Source organism: Sulfurospirillum deleyianum DSM 6946 (assembly GCF_000024885.1).
Classification (GTDB): Bacteria; Campylobacterota; Campylobacteria; order Campylobacterales; family Sulfurospirillaceae; genus Sulfurospirillum; species Sulfurospirillum deleyianum.
This window is the reverse complement of sequence record NC_013512.1, coordinates 1,747,822-1,763,547: the sequence shown is the minus strand read 5'-3', so window position 1 is coordinate 1,763,547 and position 15,726 is coordinate 1,747,822. Positions and strand designations below refer to the sequence as shown.

The following is a 15,726-nucleotide window of genomic DNA, read 5'->3' as shown; positions in this document are numbered from 1 at the left end:
TCATCATTAAAGTAGTTCCCATCAAACCTATTATCACTATTTTCACGGCTTTTCTTATGGTATTAACCTGTGCTGTTTTTCTTTTTTATGTCTTAGATTCTAGGCGAGAGAAAAAATTTATAGAAGAGTTAGCCCTCTCTCAAGCACGGTCTGTTTTTCAAAAAGATTTACGTTTGTATCGTTGGATATCCCAACAAGGAGGTATCTATATCCGTTCCACCGATACCAACGCCTCTCATGAGGCATTTACTTTTGTGAACCCCACAGAAATTGTTGATCATGTCAATGAAGATTCTTTTGGCTCCAAAGGAGGATTACAAGGACGTTTGATTCATTTGCATCGCTTAGAAAACTTACCCAATCCTCCTGATGCATGGGAAAAAGAGGCCTTAGCAAAATTAAGTGCCAACCAACATGAAGTGTACGATTTTAACCCATACGAAGGGAAGGAGCATCTACGTTTTATGGGTGCTTTAGTGGTGGATGAGAGTTGTCTCAAATGCCACCATGAAATGCACAAGGGTGATGTAAAAGGGGGCATTAGTGTTTCTCTTTCGTTGGAAAATTACGATGAAATTGCTCAAAAACGAGCACAATACTCTTTGTGGATTTATGGTTTCTTTTGGATATGTGGGCTTGTGAGCTTAGGGGTGGCGATGGCTTATCTTGTTCGATTGTTACGGAAACATCATCTCTTAGTGGAAGAGAGCGATGAATTGCGATTGTTAAATCAAATTGATCCTTTAACCAACGTCTCTAATCGAAGGGTTTTTGAAAGATGGTTGGAAGAGAAAATGACTCTTTATAAAACGCATCGCCTTTCGAGTTGTATGATCATGATGGATATAGATTTTTTCAAAAAAGTGAATGATACGTATGGGCATTTAGTTGGTGATGAGGTTTTAATCGCTTTGGCGAATCGAATGAAGCATTATGTGAGAGACAATGATTGTTTGGTAAGATTTGGTGGAGAAGAGTTTGCGTTGCTTCTTTTTAATACCTCTGCAAAACGAGGGTATATTATTGCTGAGCGTTTAAGACGCATGGTAGAAGCGTTGAAAATCTCCCTTCCTCATCATCCCAGTGCGTGCATATCTGTGACCATGAGTTTTGGAATGAGCACCTTTTTAAATTATGACACGACGATTGAAAATATTATTTCACGTGCTGATAAAGCAATGTATCTTGCCAAAAAAGAGGGTCGAAATAGAGTTAAAATAGAACTGTGAGTGGAGAAAAATCGTTACATGTAAAGAAGAAAGAGGCAGTTAAACTGCCTCAAGATGATTATGCTTCTAACTTTTTAACGGTAAAAAGAATCAAGCGGTACGTTGCATAAATAAGTACAGGCCAGCATAAAAGCCAGACAAATGATGTTGTATAATCCATAAAAATCCCCTAATAGTGATGTTCTGAAGCATCTTTTATCTCTGCTTCATCAATATCTTTTTTATCCATTGCATACCACGCATAGCTGATGTAGGCGAGTACGAAAGGGATAATAAGTGCTACATAACTCATGGTGGTTAATGTATAGTGACTTCCGCTTGAGTTTTCAATGGTGAGTGAGCTTTGCAGTGCACTGATGGAAGGGTAAAACGCTGTTTGATTAAACCCTAAAAGCAAGAAAATACCCATGACCACAAGAACAATGCCACTTCCCATCACTTTGATACCATGAACACTGGCTTTAAAAATGCCTAGATAAAGCGCTACCAACACCAAGACCACCCCTAAAAGAATCATCACAGCGACCACAGGTAAGGCAAGAAGGTTTTTAAGGTATTTGTACGCTTCAATACTCACCACTCCCGAAGCATCGTAGGTAAACCCCTCTTTGAGAAAAATCCATGCCAAAAACCCTAGAAAGAAAGGCAAAAAGAGCAGGGTATTTTTCAAAAGCATTTTTTGAATTCTTACATGTAAAGAGGCATGGTTGATGTTGCTAAGAAAATAAAGCCCTGCACTAAGACGTGCTAAAAAGAAAAGTGCAAAGGCTAAAAGGTAATTTTGGGGGACAAAAAGCGCTTCAAGACCTCGAAGGTTGCTATCCCATTGCACAAAGAAATTTTCATCTAAATGAAACGAAGCTCCACTAAAAAGGGTACTTAGCGCCACACCGAGTAAAATGACACCCAATGAGCCGTTAATGTACAAGAACATTTCATAGGTTTTTTGCCCCAAAAAGTTGTTCTCTTTTTTGCGGTATTCGTAGCTTACCGCTTGAATAATAAAACAAAACAAAATAGCAAGCCACACCCAATACGCTCCACCAAAACTGGTCGCATAAAAAAGAGGAAATGCGGCAAAGAGCGCTCCACCAAAAAGAACAAGCGTGGTAAAACCCAGTTCCCACTTTCGTCCTAAAGAGTTAATCAGCATACTTTTTTCTACTTCATTTTCAGGCAAACTAAAGAGCAGACTTTGTCCGCCTTGAATGAACATCAAAAAGACAAAAAGCCCCGCAAGCAGACTGACAATCATCCACCACAACTGTTGAAGTTGTAAAAAAGAGAGTAATTCAAACATCAGTGACCTCCCTCAAAGCCTTTGGCAATTTGCCTCAGCATAATTTTGATCTCCGCAATTAAGAGCACCGTAAATAAAATGGCAAAAAGGGTAAAGGAGAGGGCGATATTGCCTCCGCCTAAATGCGTTGCTGCGATGTGCGTTGGCATCAAGTCTTGAATCGCCCACGGTTGTCTGCCTACTTCTGCCACAATCCACCCTGCCTCAGCAGCGATGTAGCCTAAAGGAATGCTCCACAACGCAGAGTTCAATAAAAGCGGATAACGTACAATATCTCGTTTAAGCGTAAAAAAGAGGGTGAGCGCAAAGAGTGCGATAAACCACATGCCCAAAGAGACCATGATGTGAAAACTGTAAAAAGAGAGCGCAATGGGTGGTACGATTTGCTCAGGTTTCTCAAAATAACCATAACCAAAATCTTTCATATAGGTTTGTAAAATGGCTTCATTCTCTTTCATTTTTCCTGCATCGCCCATCTTTTTTGCTTCCCTAAAGTCACTTAAGGCTTGAAGGGCTATTTTGCCATTGGCGATACGTTCACTAGCGGGCGTAATGTTATGGGCAGGATTGCCATAGACCAAATCCTCTAAGCCTGGTACAAAGGCATCGACATCACGGTGACCTAATAAGGAGAGCATGTAGGGAAGTTCGATATCGCCTAAGAGTTCAGGCTCTTTATCGCCTAGTTGCTTGTTGGGATTTAAAATACCAAAAGCAATAATACCCGCTCTGGATTCACCTTTATAGAGCCCTTCCATGGCAGCGAGTTTGACAGGTTGGTGTTGTGCCACCTGATAGGCACTCTCATCACCGCTTAGGGTGAGGAAAAGCGAGGTTAAAAGACCAAAAGTAGCGCCTACGACGATACTGCGTTTGGCTAAAAGTACCTCTTTTTGTTTGAGTAAAAACCACGAAGAGATACCAATGACAAAAAGTGCGCCGATGACATACCCGCTTGAGACGGTGTGTAGAAATTTTGAAATGGCAACAGGGGAGAGTATGACATCGAAAAAGTTTGACATTTCATTACGGGCGGTGGAGGGGTTAAAATACATCCCGATGGGGTATTGCATCCAACCATTGGCGACCAAAATCCAAAAAGCGGAGAGGTTTGAACCAATGGCAACCAACCATGTGGAAAGCAGATGGAATTTAGGCGTCACCTTGTTCCAACCAAAGAACATCACGGCAAAGAAGGTGGATTCCATAAAAAAGGCTAAAAGACCTTCAATGGCAAGAGGTGCACCAAAAATATCACCAACAAACCACGAATAATTCGCCCAGTTGGTTCCAAATTCAAACTCCATAATAAGCCCTGTTGCGACACCAATTGCAAAATTGATCGCAAAAAGGCTCATCCAAAATTGGGTGATTTTTTTCCAACGTACATCGCCTGTTTTTACATAGAGTGTTTCCATTATGGCGATGATAAAGCTAAGCCCCAATGTGAGGGGAACAAAGAGAAAATGGTAGATGGCAGTGAGCGCAAACTGGGCTCTGCTCCAATCGACCGAAGAGAGTTCGTTCATGGTGTCTCCTTTATGAGATTGTCTAATACATAATTACTACGAGCTGAGTCGTCTAAAAAGTGGGAGTGAAGGGTCGTGTTAAAGAAGAAAAACTTAAACACGACCAGCATAATCAGCAGTTTTAAAAGAACAATTTTCCACAACGTCTTTCCCAGTCTAAGGTTGGCAAAACCCTCTTTGTAGAGGCTAAAGAAGGTGCGGAAAAATTGCATTTTTACTCCTTGAATCAGGCTTTTGCAAGTGATTTAGCCCATGTTTCCATAAGCACATGAAGCTCTTCTTTAGGGGCTTCTAAAAAGTCAACAATAAACTGATCTTTTGTTTCACATAAACCAATAGAACGAGGACGAACTGCTAAAATTTTAGAGTTAGGAATGGCAGCGCCAAAACAGAAAACGATATTTTTTGCATCTAAAATCTCAGGAGCAATTTCTCCGTTAATATTTTTAGTGTGCGCATAATGGTCAAAAAGAGCAATAAATTTTGCGATAGGATGCGCATCAATTTTCGCTTTCAAATCCTCTACTACTTCTTGCATAGTTTCGTATTTGCATTCGCTTTTGTCGATGGTAAGACTAAAAACGGGGTATTTATCCATAAAGGTTGTTTTTTTCATTCGATTTCCTTCTATTATTAAAATTTATGCAAATGATAATTTATTTTAATTAATAAAACAAGACAATTACGAGCTAATATTCAAAATTAAGAGTAATTTTATCCTTAATTCTTTCTCGCTCAACATGAGATATTTCATCCTTTTGGTTGCATTTCGTTGGCTTTTTTTGAATGGGATAAGGTAATTTGAAACTCTAAAACGGTACTTAAAATAACCCGATCAAACGCATGAATATCTTCTGTTTCCTCTGTGTAAAAAATAGCAATACGCCATTGGGTAAGGTACTGAAGCAGTTTTTCAAGACTCGCACAGGCTTCGTGCGCATATGTGCGAATATCCTCCTCTTCTAGCCCTTCCATAAAGTCACTCAGCGAGTAAAGCGCATTGCTAAGGTTTTGAAATTCACTGAGATTTTTTAAAAGGAGAGCATAGTGTTCTAGTAAGCGAGGAAGGAAGATGAGTGTCATAAGCGATGGGTTTTCTAAAAAGGCGCTGATGGTTTGATGGAGCGCATTTTCTAACGTCATTAAAGGGGTGAGTGTTCCAAACAAAGCTGCGTCTTGATGTTTTTTATACGCTAGGGCGCTTAGAGGCTTTACATGTAAAGAGGTTTTCTCTTGGATTTTGAGTGTTTTTTGTGTGTGCATAAAGGCTTTATTATTCTCTTTAAAAAGCTTTTGTGCTAAGAGTTCTTCGATGATTTCTTTGTAGTTATCCATCTTTTGTTGCTGATAGGTCATGTGTTGAATTTGAAGTAACAAAGGGGCGATATCGGTGAGCACAATGACACTAAAAGGCTCTTCCTCACTCTCAAGCGCAACGGTAAATTTGGTAGGGATAAAGATTTTTTGAATCGCATAATCTTTATAGATGTATTTTAAGTCTAACGATTTTCCCTCTTTAATTTGTGCAAAATGCATCTCTTTGGGCATCGTTTCAAATAAATCCTCTATATTCCATACATGCGCCATCTCTGGGATGTCTAATTTTTTGTTGTGAAAAAGTTTGGCTAAATCTTTGTTAAAAAAGAGAATTTTCTCCTGTGCATTGTAGGCAAAAATAGGAGAAGGTATCTCTTCAATAACCCGTTGAATCGTATATAACGCAATGCCTTGAATTTTACGCTTTTCTTTAAGTTCATGATAAAAATGTGTCTCTTTTTTGAGTTCTATTTTATGAATTAAGTTCCGTAGGCTAAAGCGAAGCGTTTCTTCTTCTAAAGGTTTGAGAAGGTAACACATCGCATTTGCGCTAATAAGCGCATCGTGATTGAGTTCTTCTTGGAGATGTGTGAGTAGTACGAGCGAAACATCATGCTGTTTTAAACGTAGTTGATGCACTAACGAGAGCCAATTATATGCCTTCATGGAGGTTTCTAAGAGAACAAGATCACTATGTTTTTCATCAAAAAAGTGAAGGCTTTGTGTGTGTGAATGGGTGGTGTAAACATGCGAAAAAAGAGAGTGAAGTAAGGGAAGCAGTGCAGAAGCGTCTTCACTGATGACCAAAACGCTAAGTGAAGATAAAGGTTTTATCGTCTCTTTCAAAGCCTCATGTTTACTTTCCATATCTTATCTTTCCTTGCCAAAAAATCACGAAAGATTATACTCTTTTTTATCGTCATCTATCGTAGAATTATTAAGCAAAGTTGTGCTAATTTTAATGTTTCTTAATCTTTATCTTTACGAAAGGTTTGACAATGGAAAAAGAGTTGCAAAGTCTCCAGCGTTTTTATGCGGTTGTGATAGAGTTTTTAACCACGTACAGTTTTCAGCTAGTGGGTGCTTTTATTATTGTGCTTTTAGGCTGGTTCGCCTCCAAATATGTCTATCTCCTTTTATTACGTCTTTTTGAGCGTCATCAGTTTGATACGACCCTTGCTAAATTTATCGCCAATGTTGCAAAAATACTTATTTTAGCGGCAATGAGTGTCGTGGCACTGGGAAAAGTGGGTATTTCCATTGCTCCTTTTGTCGCCGCGATTGGTGCGGTTTCTCTCACCGCTGGTTTGGCGCTTCAAGGCAGTGTTTCTAACTATGCGGCGGGTATTTTACTCATTATCTCACGTCCATTTAAAGTAGGCGATACGCTGTTGGTTTCAGGTGTGTATGGCGTGGTTGAAGAGATAAAACTCTCCTATACGATGCTTCGTAATGAAGATGAAGAGCTTATTACCATTCCTAATAAGCAGATGATTGGTGACATTTTGGTAAATTCGTTTGAATACAGGGTGGTTGAGTCACGTTTGGGTGTTTCGTATGAAAAGGAGCCTCATAAAGCCATAGAGATTATCCAAAATGTATTCATAAACCATCCTAGCGTCACTCAAGAGCATATTCCTATTGTGGGTATTTCTAAATTTGGTGATAGTGCCATAGAACTTGGACTTCGCTACTGGGTACCGACACGAAGCTATTTTAAAACCCAATATGAAATCAATTTAGCCATTTATGATGCTTTGCATCTCAATCATATTGCCATCTCATTTATACAAAGAGAAGTCCGTATTTTAGAGCATCTTGAAAAATAACGTTGCAAACGCTTCATCTTTCTAATGGCTATGAAAGACGTTTATTAAATTTTTGTTAAGACAACCACATTACAATGTCGCTTATTTTAAAAGAAGGATAGTGTGTGATTCCCAAAAAATATGAGTTTTTAGCTTTTGCGTTTTTAATGTCCCTTTTTATGACAACCTTAATGTCGTGTGTGGTTACATTTATTAACGTAGGTTGGGTGGATGATTTTTTTACCCTCTGGTTTAGAGCATTTTGGCGAACTTATTTTATAGCGTTTCCTACGATTTTAGTGGTTGTACCTTTTGTGCGTAAATTAGTCCACAAATTGGTTAGACCCCATTAATGCCCAAAAAATTCTATCAACCCCATCACAATTTCAAACATAATTAAAAGAATAATAATCCACTCTAGCACTTCGCTGTGTTTATGGTTAAACAGATCAAGCGCTAGGGTGATATTTTCTTTAAGATGGGTAAGTTTATGCTCTATAATTTCAAAGCGATCTTTAAGCTCTAAGGTTGAAGAGAGCATATTGTAGAGCTTTTCTGCTTCTTCGTTATCCCACAAAATATTGGGTTTATCGAGTAAAAAAAGATCATTGACCATGCCATGTTGAATAAAAATAAGATTGCGTGCGAATTCAATCAAACGGGAACGTTTAAAAAAGGTATAGCTTTTGGTGACATCAAGCAGTTCTTGACTTTTCCCAAAGTAAACATCCAAATCTTGTTCATACTTTTCAAGTCCCACACTTTGAGACACGACCAACGCAATGATAATGAGATAGAGAGGGAGGGCTTCTTTGAGGAGAATTTGCTCATTGCTCACTTTACATGTAAACTCCAAAGAAGCGTCAATAACAATGGGATAATCTTGGTATAAAAGATGGTTTTCAAACGTGTCCGCCTCTTTAATTCCTAGTTTTTCAAGCGCTTTGACAATTTCTAAACGCTCCCAATTTATAAAACTAATGACATTAAACGGAGTATAGACAAGATAACGTTCGTGGACTTGGGTGTAAAACGTCTTTTCAATCCCTTTTTTGAGTACACATTCTAAGATATTTTCAATCTCATGTTTGGCAAAAGGGTGTGGTAAAGCAATGGAAATAAGGGATAGCGTTGAATGCATCTATAACTCCTTATACGAAACAAGATAGAAAAGTATACTCCTAAAGTTTTACAAACGTATTACAAATGTTAACAATTTCATGCTAAGATAGATGGCATAAACGACATAGGATAGAAATTAATGCACTTAAAATCTGTAAGTTTTACGCTCTTGATGCTCACACCTTTGGTGTTTGCAGCAGAGTTTGATCCGCTTAATACACATGCACTCGTTTCACCCAATGAGATGAAGCAAAATGCCTGTCATAACGTTGATTTAGAGAAGGAATTGACGTTAAGTGATGTGATCAACATGGCACTTTGTCACAATCCTCAAACCAAAATCGCATGGGAAACCTCTTTATATCATGCTGCTCAGGTGGGAATGAGTCGTGCAGCGTATTTGCCAACCTTGAGCGCTTCAGGTTCAGCATCGAGGGGTACGAACAGTGAAACGATGACAGGAAATAGTGAAAATATCAGCGTTACGCTCTCTTACTTGCTCTATGATTTTGGTAAACGAGATGCTTCGTATGACAATACACGTGCGTTGTTGGATGCCGCATTGTACTCAGAAAACGATACTCTTCAAACGGTTTTTCTCTTAGCGCTTGAAGCCTACTATAACCTTTTTGGTTCTCAAGCAAGTTTAGATGCGGCGTATGAGGCAGAGCGTTCTGCTTTTGAAAGTCTTAATGCTGCTAAAACACGTTATGGTGTGGGTGTTGTAACGCCCGCAGATACGCTTCAAGCTCAAACGGCGTATTCTCAAGCGATGCTCAATCGCATTCAAGCGCAAGGCAATCTTAAAACAGCACAAGGTGAATTGGCTGCTATTTTAGGTTTATTGCCTGATACTTCTTTGCGTCTTCGTGTTCCTAAGCTATCTCTTCCTGATGGCTCGTTTGAAAAAAACATACGGGCATTGATGGAAGAAGCACAACGACTTCGCCCTGATTTGATGGCAGCGAGTGCCAAAATCAAAGCAAGTGAAGCGAGTCTTAAAGCTGCTAAAGCGGAGCATTTACCCAGTTTTTCACTCAGTGCGACGAAAGGCTCCACGGAGACGGTTTACAATACCACGCAACGTAATTCGAGTATTGGGCTTTATGTGAGTATCCCTATCTTTACAGGATTTAATACTAAATATAAAGTGCAAGCAGCACAGCAACAGCTGAAAATCTCTGAGGCTGAGTATGAGAGGCTCTCTCAAGATGCCAATTTGGAAGTGTACAAAACCTACCAAACGTTAGTCAGTCAGACGCAAGCGACACGAACGAGTGCCGATTTGGTAGCCAGTGCACAGGCCTCGTATGATTTAGCTTTGGGACGTTATAAGGCTGGAGTGGGAACTATTTTGGATCTTCTCAGTGCACAAAGTGCGCTTGCAAGTGCAAAACAGCAACATATTCAAGCGTTGTATACGTGGTATATTAGTAAAGCAACCCTCGCAAAATCGATGGGTTCTCTCGATTTTTCTGTGATTAAAGGACAACCATGACATTTTTACAAAAAATTCTTTTCAATAAAATAACACTTGTTATAGTGCTTATTGGTTTAGGCATCGGTGGATATAAGGCATGGAAAGCGTATACAAAACCTCCTCTTGAGGCGAACTATAAATTTTATACATTGGAAAAAGGGGATGTGACGCAAAGTGTCTCTGCCAATGGTACGCTGAACCCTCTTGTTCTCGTAACCGTAGGTACACAAGTCTCTGGTAAGGTGATTAAGCTTTATGTGGATTTTAATGATAGGGTTGAAAAAGGGCAGATTTTGGCAGAACTTGATCCTGCCTTGTTAGATGCACAAGCTGCCCAAAGTGCTGCGAATGTCAAAAGTGCTGAAGCCTCTTTGGAATTGGCGATTGCCAATGAAAAGCGTTCTCGAGAACTTTTAGCAAAAGAGTACATCTCCAAACAAGAGTTTGATACGACAGTACAAGCACTCAAAGCGGCACGAGCGGCGCTAGATTTGGCACGAGCTCAGGCACAAAAAGATAAAACCAATCAAGGATATACCATCATTCGTTCTCCTGTTTCAGGGGTTGTGGTCGATAGACAAATTGATGTCGGGCAAACGGTTGCTGCGAGTTTACAAGCGCCTGTTCTTTTTAAAATCGCACAGGATTTAAGACAGATGCAAATAGACTCTAATTTTGCGGAAGCGGATATTGGGCGTATTAAGGTAGGTCAAGCTGTAACTTTTGCGGTTGATGCTTTTCCAAATCTCTCTTTTTCAGGAGTAGTACGTCAAGTCAGACTGAATGCTACAACGGTTTCTAACGTTGTGACGTATGACGTTGTCGTGAAAGTTGAAAATCCAGATGAGATTTTAATTCCTGGCATGACAGCGTATGTTAATGTCATTATTGCTGAGAAAAAAAATGTTTTGATGGTTCCTAATGCCGCACTTCGTTATCGTCCAACATCGTTGCAAGGCAATGCAACATCGATGGGGATGAAGGTCAAAAATGAGAAAAAAGAGGGTGGCTTTGGTATCGTGTATGTGTTGGAAAATGGGGTGCCAAAACCTGTTAAAGTACGTGTGGGAATTACAGATAATCGTATGAGTGAAATAGAGAGTGACACACTCAAAGAGGGTGATATGATTATTTCGGAAGAGCTTAAAGCCAATGGGGCGCAAGGCTCTAAATCCTCACATCCTCCGATGAGACCTTTTTAATGGATGAGGTCATTAAAATCGTCAATGTGACGAAAAATTATGTGACAGAAGCGGGAGAAGTTTCTGTTTTAAAAGGGATTAATAGTCTTGTTTATAAAGGTGAATTTGTTGCGATTATGGGACCATCAGGTTCAGGAAAATCAACATTTATGAATATTTTGGGATGTTTGGATAAAGCCAGTAGCGGTGAGTATTATCTCAGTGGAAAAGAGACCAGTCGTTTGAGTAAAAATGAGTTGGCAGAGCTGCGTAATCGTATTATTGGGTTTGTGTTTCAAGGGTTTAATTTGATTCCACGACAAACACTTTTAGATAATGTTGCCTTGCCTTTAGTGTATGCAGGGGTGGCAACAGATGAACGTAAAAAACGTGCCAAAGAGGTGCTTAAAAGTGTGGGTTTGGGGAATTTTGAACACTACCTTCCCAATCAAATTTCAGGGGGACAGCAACAGCGTGTTGCGATAGCTAGAGCTTTGGTCAATCGCCCTCAATTAATTTTAGCCGATGAACCCACTGGAAATTTAGATACCAAAACCAGTCAAGAAATTATGCAGTTATTTTGCGATTTGAATGAGAAAGAGGGGATTACAATCGTCCTTGTTACCCATGAATCTAATATTGCAGCGTATGCGAAACGGTTAATTACAGTGGTGGATGGAAAAATTCAACACGATGGAACAACCGCAGTACTGAAGGATAAACGTTTATGATAATGCTCATGTTAAATGAAGCATGGCGTGCAATGAATGCCAATCGTTTACGCACGTTACTGACAATGCTTGGAATGGTGATTGGTGTTGGGGCTGTGATTATCATGTCCGCCGTGGGTGCTGGTACACAGATAAAGGTTCAAGAGGCTATTGATTCGATGGGAAGCAATCTTTTTATTGTTTTAGCAGGTTCAACCACCTCAGGAGGTGTGCGCATTGGAAGTGGGGGCGTGCAAACGTTGACGATAGCTGATGCGACTGCTATGGAAGAGCTAGAAGGTATTTCTGCCACAGCGCCTATGTCCACAGGTTCAGCACAGCTGATTTACCAATCCTCGAATTGGTTTACACAAGTGACAGGAACAAACCCTGCTTTTTTTCAAGTACGTGATTGGGAGATTGAACAGGGGTATCCTTTTATGGATTCGGATGTGAGAGGCTCAACACGTGTGGTGGTGCTTGGGCAGACGATTGTGCAAAATCTTTTTGGCGATGAAAATCCCATAGGAAAAACGATTCGTATTAAAAACAGTCCTTATTTGGTCGTGGGTGTTTTATCTAAAAAAGGGCAGAGTTTGGATGGAAGGGATCAGGACGATACTGCTATTATTCCGATTACGACAGCACAGACAAAGCTTTTTGGTAATCAATTTAAAGGTTCTGTTCGATTTATTATGGTGGAAGCTACTACTAAAGAAGTGATGGATCAAGTAGAAAAAGAGATGGTGCAGTTGTTGCGACAACGCCATAAATTACGTGAGAGTGCGGAGGATGATTTTACGATTCGAAATTTAACCGCTCTTGCCAATACCGCACAAGAAACGACACAGGCAATGTCATTAATGCTAGCAGCTATTGCTTCGATATCATTGGTGGTTGGGGGCATTGGGATTATGAATATTATGTTGGTTTCTGTAACAGAGCGAACACGAGAGATTGGTATTCGTATTGCTATTGGTGCGAAACAAAATGCGATTTTATTGCAATTTTTGCTCGAAGCGTTAATGATTTCGATTATAGGGTGTTTTATTGGGGTTTGTTTTGGAATGGGTGGAGCGTTTGTGCTGGAAAAATTTTTACCGATTGGCGTGACGGTCACACAAAGTTCTGTTATGATTTCCTTTTTGGTTGCTGGAGGAGTTGGTGTCTTTTTTGGATTTTATCCAGCAAAAAAAGCTTCCAATTTAGAACCGATTGATGCATTGCGTTATCAGTAAAGCGTGTGATACGTTATAATAGACTTCTTTCATAACCCATTGAAAGAAGTCTAATTTTTGAAAATGTATAGAGGATAAAGAATGAAATTACTTTTAATTGGTGCAGGTAACATGGGTGGAGCGATGCTTCAAGGCTTACATGTAAAAGATATCACCGTGGTTGAGGCGAATGCGACACGTGCAAGTGAGTTAAAAAAGCTTTATCCTACGATTACTGTGGTAGGAGAAATTCCCTCTTTGGAAGGGTTTGTCGTCATTTTGGCGATCAAGCCTCAGTCCTTTGCTTCGCTTCAAACTAAGGGGATTGCAGAGGGTGTTATTTCCATTATGGCAGGGATTAGTTTGGAAAAGCTTCATGCGGGTATTATGGCGAAGCATTATATTCGCTCTATGCCCAATATGGCAGCGCTTGTACGTAAATCAGCCACCTCTTTATGTGGCGATGTGGCATTAAAAGAGGTGGCGACAGAAGTGTTAGGCTCCATTGGATATTGTTTTTGGTTGGAGAGTGAAAAAGAGTTAGACATTGCCACAGGCATCGCAGGTTCCGCTCCTGCGTGGATTGCTTTGGTTGCAGAAGCTTTGAGTGATGGTGCGGTGAATTTAGGCATGAAGAGAGATATAAGCTATGCCTATGTGGCAGCACTTTTTGAAGGCGTAGGCGAGGTACTTAAGCATGAACATCCAGCGCTCTTAAAAGATAAAGTGATGTCTCCAGCTGGAACGACTGCGGCAGGGTATGCAAAATTGGAAGAGGGTAAGGTAAGAGATAGCTTCATTAAAGCGATGGAAGCTTCTTACGAGAGAGCTAAAGGGCTTTCAAAATAGAGAACATATAACGTGTTTGCAAAATTGTGAGCACGTTACATGTAATGAGTTATGAAACTTTCTTGAGAATGTTTGCTTGTGTAAGTTGTTTAGCAATAGCATCAGCTAAAAAGAAAGCAAGGTTTGGTGGCACGGCGTTGCCAACCATTTTATAACCTGCTGTTAAATTGTCGTAGTAAAAGGTATGGGTATCAGGAAAGGTTTGGATTCTGGCACATTCTCTGATGCTGAGCCTTCGATACAGATGTTCACTTCCTTTGACAAAAATGCGTTTGTTTTGTTCTATAAACTCCATCTTAGGTGCTTGAGGGTGAAGTGGGGCATGACGTCCTCCTGCTTGAATGGTAAATGAAGGTTCATCCCAATTTCTCACACGATTGCGTGACATAAAAATGGTCGAAAAACTACCCGTCATATACTCATGATTTGCAAGAGTGCACGCATGACCGTTGGTATAATTTTTCTCCTTAGCTGGTAATGCGTTGTCTTTTAAATCCCAAATAACATCTTTTAAATAGCGTTTTAAAGGAAACGCTTTAGGAAACTCAAATGTCATGTTCAAATCTTTTCTAAACCCCACAAAAAAGAGACGTTGTCTGTCTTGTGGCACTTTATAGTCATGGGCATTAAGAAGCTTGAAAGAGAGGTTGTAGCCACTGTCGATGAAGTGATTTTTGATGTTTTCTAACGCATCACTATGACGACTTGCTAACATTCCTGAGACATTTTCAGCCAAGAAAAACAGTGGTTTTTTATCTCGTAAAACCCTGATAAATTCAAAAAAAAGCTGACCCCGATGGTCTTCGATACCTCGTAATGCCCCAGCCTCACTCCAACTTTGACACGGCGGCCCTCCAATAAGCCCAATGGCTTCTGGAATGTCGCATGAGGGAATATTACGAATACTTCGTCTATCGAGCGTTGTATGAGGAAAATTCTTTTCAAAAGTTTCCCAAATTTCTTTGTCGTATTCATTTGCCCAAACGGTTTTAAAACCTGCTTTTTCAAAGCCTAAGTCTAAACCACCAGCACCACTGAAAAGAGAGATAATGTTCATTATTAAACCTTAAACACTAACAATTTCCCATCCATTAACTGAATAGGGTTATTCGGATTTTTAATTCTTATATCACTAAGCGTTACATGTAAATTACTCAAATTTTCAATAGCATTTCTATCTTCAAGTGGTAGTGCTTCGTACTTCTCTTTTTTCATCAAGCAGATGAGTTGAAAAGTAGCTGTTTCATCGTAATGGTAAAGATAGTTGAAAATTTTTGTTGGATTTTCAATATGCCACATACCACGTATGCGCAAATCCGTAATGCCCAAAGGGTCAACTTTTTTGACTTTTCCAAGTTCATTGGTTTGTGTAAACTCTACATTAGGAATTGAAGTGATACCGCTTGAAATTGTTTGTTGTATGCGCTCATACACTTCTTTATCGGCACAAAAACAATCACCATAAACTAACCATAAAGATTTTAATTGGTTGGTGGTTTTGGGAACGTTACCGATAGCATAAAGCATATCTTTTTCACTCCATGCCTCACATGTTCTACATGCCGTGGTAATCATGGTGCTATTGGAAAAAAGTTTTGCTTTTGGATAAGAACTATTAAGAGCAATGGCTGTACTAGCAGACTCTAACTTTTTAATTTCAATGGCATCGCTATTTTGGAGGATTAAATCAGGCGGATTGTTTTTATTGCCACTGTACGAATAAATTCTTGAAAAAACTTCTAGTTTCGTTTGCTCATTTGTCTCATTGAAGGTGTTGGCAAAAGCATCTTTGATAAAAGCTTCTAATCCATCACCCATATTGTTGGCTCGATTTGAGCCATTGGTCACATGTTGAACATTTGTTTGATAATTGCTGATAATGGTGCGAAAAGCACTTAATATATTTGTCATGAGTTCTCTTTTTTAGTTTTGTGTGTATTATAGCCAAAGAAGAATTTTGTCAAAAAAACATTGCAGAATGAAA

At 39.6% G+C, this 15,726-nt stretch carries 16 protein-coding genes; 8 read left to right on the top strand and 8 right to left on the bottom strand.

What is annotated here, in order from left to right:
- The first annotated feature begins 56 nt into the window (after window positions 1–56).
- Window positions 57–1,229: a diguanylate cyclase gene (locus SDEL_RS08795; protein WP_012857502.1), complete on the top strand. Its 1,173-nt coding sequence runs from the start codon at window positions 57–59 to the stop codon at window positions 1,227–1,229.
- A gap of 169 nt (window positions 1,230–1,398) precedes the next feature.
- Here SDEL_RS08795 and cydB read toward each other — a convergent pair whose 3' ends face one another.
- The 5 genes from cydB to SDEL_RS08770 form a co-directional block, all read right to left on the bottom strand.
- Entirely contained in the window at window positions 1,399–2,529 is a 1,131-nt protein-coding gene (cydB, locus tag SDEL_RS08790) for a cytochrome d ubiquinol oxidase subunit II (protein WP_012857500.1), read from the bottom strand.
- Window positions 2,529–4,058 (bottom strand): cytochrome ubiquinol oxidase subunit I, encoded by a 1,530-nt coding sequence (locus SDEL_RS08785; RefSeq protein ID WP_012857499.1) that lies wholly within the window; start codon window positions 4,056–4,058, stop codon window positions 2,529–2,531. The genes cydB and SDEL_RS08785 overlap by 1 nt, the downstream gene beginning before the upstream one ends.
- Entirely contained in the window at window positions 4,055–4,270 is a 216-nt protein-coding gene (locus tag SDEL_RS08780) for a DUF4492 domain-containing protein (RefSeq protein WP_012857498.1), read from the bottom strand. Before SDEL_RS08780 ends, SDEL_RS08785 begins: the two co-directional genes overlap by 4 nt.
- Before the next feature lie 14 nt (window positions 4,271–4,284).
- On the bottom strand, window positions 4,285–4,674 hold the full coding sequence (locus tag SDEL_RS08775; protein ID WP_012857497.1) for a DUF6858 family protein: 390 nt from the start codon (window positions 4,672–4,674) through the stop codon (window positions 4,285–4,287).
- A gap of 134 nt (window positions 4,675–4,808) precedes the next feature.
- Entirely contained in the window at window positions 4,809–6,242 is a 1,434-nt protein-coding gene (locus SDEL_RS08770; protein WP_012857496.1) for a response regulator, read from the bottom strand.
- Window positions 6,243–6,373: 131 nt separating this feature from the next.
- On the opposite strand from SDEL_RS08770, the gene SDEL_RS08765 reads away from it, so the two are divergent.
- Both SDEL_RS08765 and SDEL_RS08760 read left to right on the top strand, forming a co-directional pair.
- Window positions 6,374–7,204, top strand: a complete 831-nt coding sequence (locus tag SDEL_RS08765) for a mechanosensitive ion channel family protein (RefSeq protein ID WP_012857495.1) — start codon at window positions 6,374–6,376, stop codon at window positions 7,202–7,204.
- Between the two features lie 104 nt (window positions 7,205–7,308).
- Entirely contained in the window at window positions 7,309–7,536 is a 228-nt protein-coding gene (locus SDEL_RS08760; RefSeq protein ID WP_012857494.1) for a DUF2798 domain-containing protein, read from the top strand.
- On the opposite strand, the gene SDEL_RS08755 is transcribed toward SDEL_RS08760, so the two are convergent.
- Complete coding sequence (locus SDEL_RS08755) at window positions 7,533–8,324, bottom strand: RMD1 family protein (protein WP_012857493.1); 792 nt, start codon at window positions 8,322–8,324, stop codon at window positions 7,533–7,535. The genes SDEL_RS08760 and SDEL_RS08755 overlap by 4 nt on opposite strands.
- Before the next feature lie 120 nt (window positions 8,325–8,444).
- Between SDEL_RS08755 and SDEL_RS08750 the strand changes: the two genes are divergently transcribed.
- The 5 genes from SDEL_RS08750 (at window position 8,445) to proC (ending at window position 13,742) form a co-directional block, all read left to right on the top strand.
- Window positions 8,445–9,803 carry a TolC family protein gene (locus tag SDEL_RS08750; protein WP_012857492.1) on the top strand — a complete coding sequence of 453 codons (1,359 nt, stop codon included), beginning with the start codon at window positions 8,445–8,447 and terminating at the stop codon, window positions 9,801–9,803.
- Entirely contained in the window at window positions 9,800–10,987 is a 1,188-nt protein-coding gene (locus tag SDEL_RS08745) for an efflux RND transporter periplasmic adaptor subunit (protein WP_012857491.1), read from the top strand. Before SDEL_RS08750 ends, SDEL_RS08745 begins: the two co-directional genes overlap by 4 nt.
- Window positions 10,987–11,697: an ABC transporter ATP-binding protein gene (locus SDEL_RS08740; RefSeq protein WP_012857490.1), complete on the top strand. Its 711-nt coding sequence runs from the start codon at window positions 10,987–10,989 to the stop codon at window positions 11,695–11,697. The genes SDEL_RS08745 and SDEL_RS08740 overlap by 1 nt, the downstream gene beginning before the upstream one ends.
- Window positions 11,694–12,914, top strand: coding sequence for an ABC transporter permease (locus SDEL_RS08735; RefSeq protein ID WP_012857489.1), 1,221 nt, complete (start codon window positions 11,694–11,696; stop codon window positions 12,912–12,914). The genes SDEL_RS08740 and SDEL_RS08735 overlap by 4 nt, the downstream gene beginning before the upstream one ends.
- Window positions 12,915–12,995: 81 nt before the next feature.
- Window positions 12,996–13,742 (top strand): pyrroline-5-carboxylate reductase, encoded by a 747-nt coding sequence (proC, locus tag SDEL_RS08730; protein ID WP_012857488.1) that lies wholly within the window; start codon window positions 12,996–12,998, stop codon window positions 13,740–13,742.
- A 49-nt stretch (window positions 13,743–13,791) separates the two neighbouring features.
- On the opposite strand, the gene SDEL_RS08725 is transcribed toward proC, so the two are convergent.
- Entirely contained in the window at window positions 13,792–14,799 is a 1,008-nt protein-coding gene (locus SDEL_RS08725; protein WP_012857487.1) for a DNA cytosine methyltransferase, read from the bottom strand.
- A gap of 2 nt (window positions 14,800–14,801) precedes the next feature.
- Window positions 14,802–15,653, bottom strand: a complete 852-nt coding sequence (locus SDEL_RS08720) for an NgoPII family restriction endonuclease (RefSeq protein WP_012857486.1) — start codon at window positions 15,651–15,653, stop codon at window positions 14,802–14,804.
- Window positions 15,654–15,726: the final 73 nt, after the last annotated feature.

What these genes read in the sequence shown, in the direction of transcription:
- SDEL_RS08795 (WP_012857502.1), top strand. Translation starts at nt 57, where the DNA reads ATGGTATTAACCTGTGCTGTTTTTCTTTTTTATGTCTTAGATTCTAGG.
- proC (WP_012857488.1), top strand. Translation starts at nt 12,996, where the DNA reads ATGAAATTACTTTTAATTGGTGCAGGTAACATGGGTGGAGCGATGCTT.
- SDEL_RS08775 (WP_012857497.1), bottom strand. Translation starts at nt 4,674, where the DNA reads ATGAAAAAAACAACCTTTATGGATAAATACCCCGTTTTTAGTCTTACC.
- SDEL_RS08740 (WP_012857490.1), top strand. Translation starts at nt 10,987, where the DNA reads ATGGATGAGGTCATTAAAATCGTCAATGTGACGAAAAATTATGTGACA.
- SDEL_RS08785 (WP_012857499.1), bottom strand. Translation starts at nt 4,058, where the DNA reads ATGAACGAACTCTCTTCGGTCGATTGGAGCAGAGCCCAGTTTGCGCTC.
- SDEL_RS08720 (WP_012857486.1), bottom strand. Translation starts at nt 15,653, where the DNA reads ATGACAAATATATTAAGTGCTTTTCGCACCATTATCAGCAATTATCAA.
- SDEL_RS08765 (WP_012857495.1), top strand. Translation starts at nt 6,374, where the DNA reads ATGGAAAAAGAGTTGCAAAGTCTCCAGCGTTTTTATGCGGTTGTGATA.
- SDEL_RS08735 (WP_012857489.1), top strand. Translation starts at nt 11,694, where the DNA reads ATGATAATGCTCATGTTAAATGAAGCATGGCGTGCAATGAATGCCAAT.
- SDEL_RS08780 (WP_012857498.1), bottom strand. Translation starts at nt 4,270, where the DNA reads ATGCAATTTTTCCGCACCTTCTTTAGCCTCTACAAAGAGGGTTTTGCC.
- SDEL_RS08725 (WP_012857487.1), bottom strand. Translation starts at nt 14,799, where the DNA reads ATGAACATTATCTCTCTTTTCAGTGGTGCTGGTGGTTTAGACTTAGGC.
- SDEL_RS08770 (WP_012857496.1), bottom strand. Translation starts at nt 6,242, where the DNA reads ATGGAAAGTAAACATGAGGCTTTGAAAGAGACGATAAAACCTTTATCT.
- cydB (WP_012857500.1), bottom strand. Translation starts at nt 2,529, where the DNA reads ATGTTTGAATTACTCTCTTTTTTACAACTTCAACAGTTGTGGTGGATG.
- SDEL_RS08755 (WP_012857493.1), bottom strand. Translation starts at nt 8,324, where the DNA reads ATGCATTCAACGCTATCCCTTATTTCCATTGCTTTACCACACCCTTTT.
- SDEL_RS08750 (WP_012857492.1), top strand. Translation starts at nt 8,445, where the DNA reads ATGCACTTAAAATCTGTAAGTTTTACGCTCTTGATGCTCACACCTTTG.
- SDEL_RS08745 (WP_012857491.1), top strand. Translation starts at nt 9,800, where the DNA reads ATGACATTTTTACAAAAAATTCTTTTCAATAAAATAACACTTGTTATA.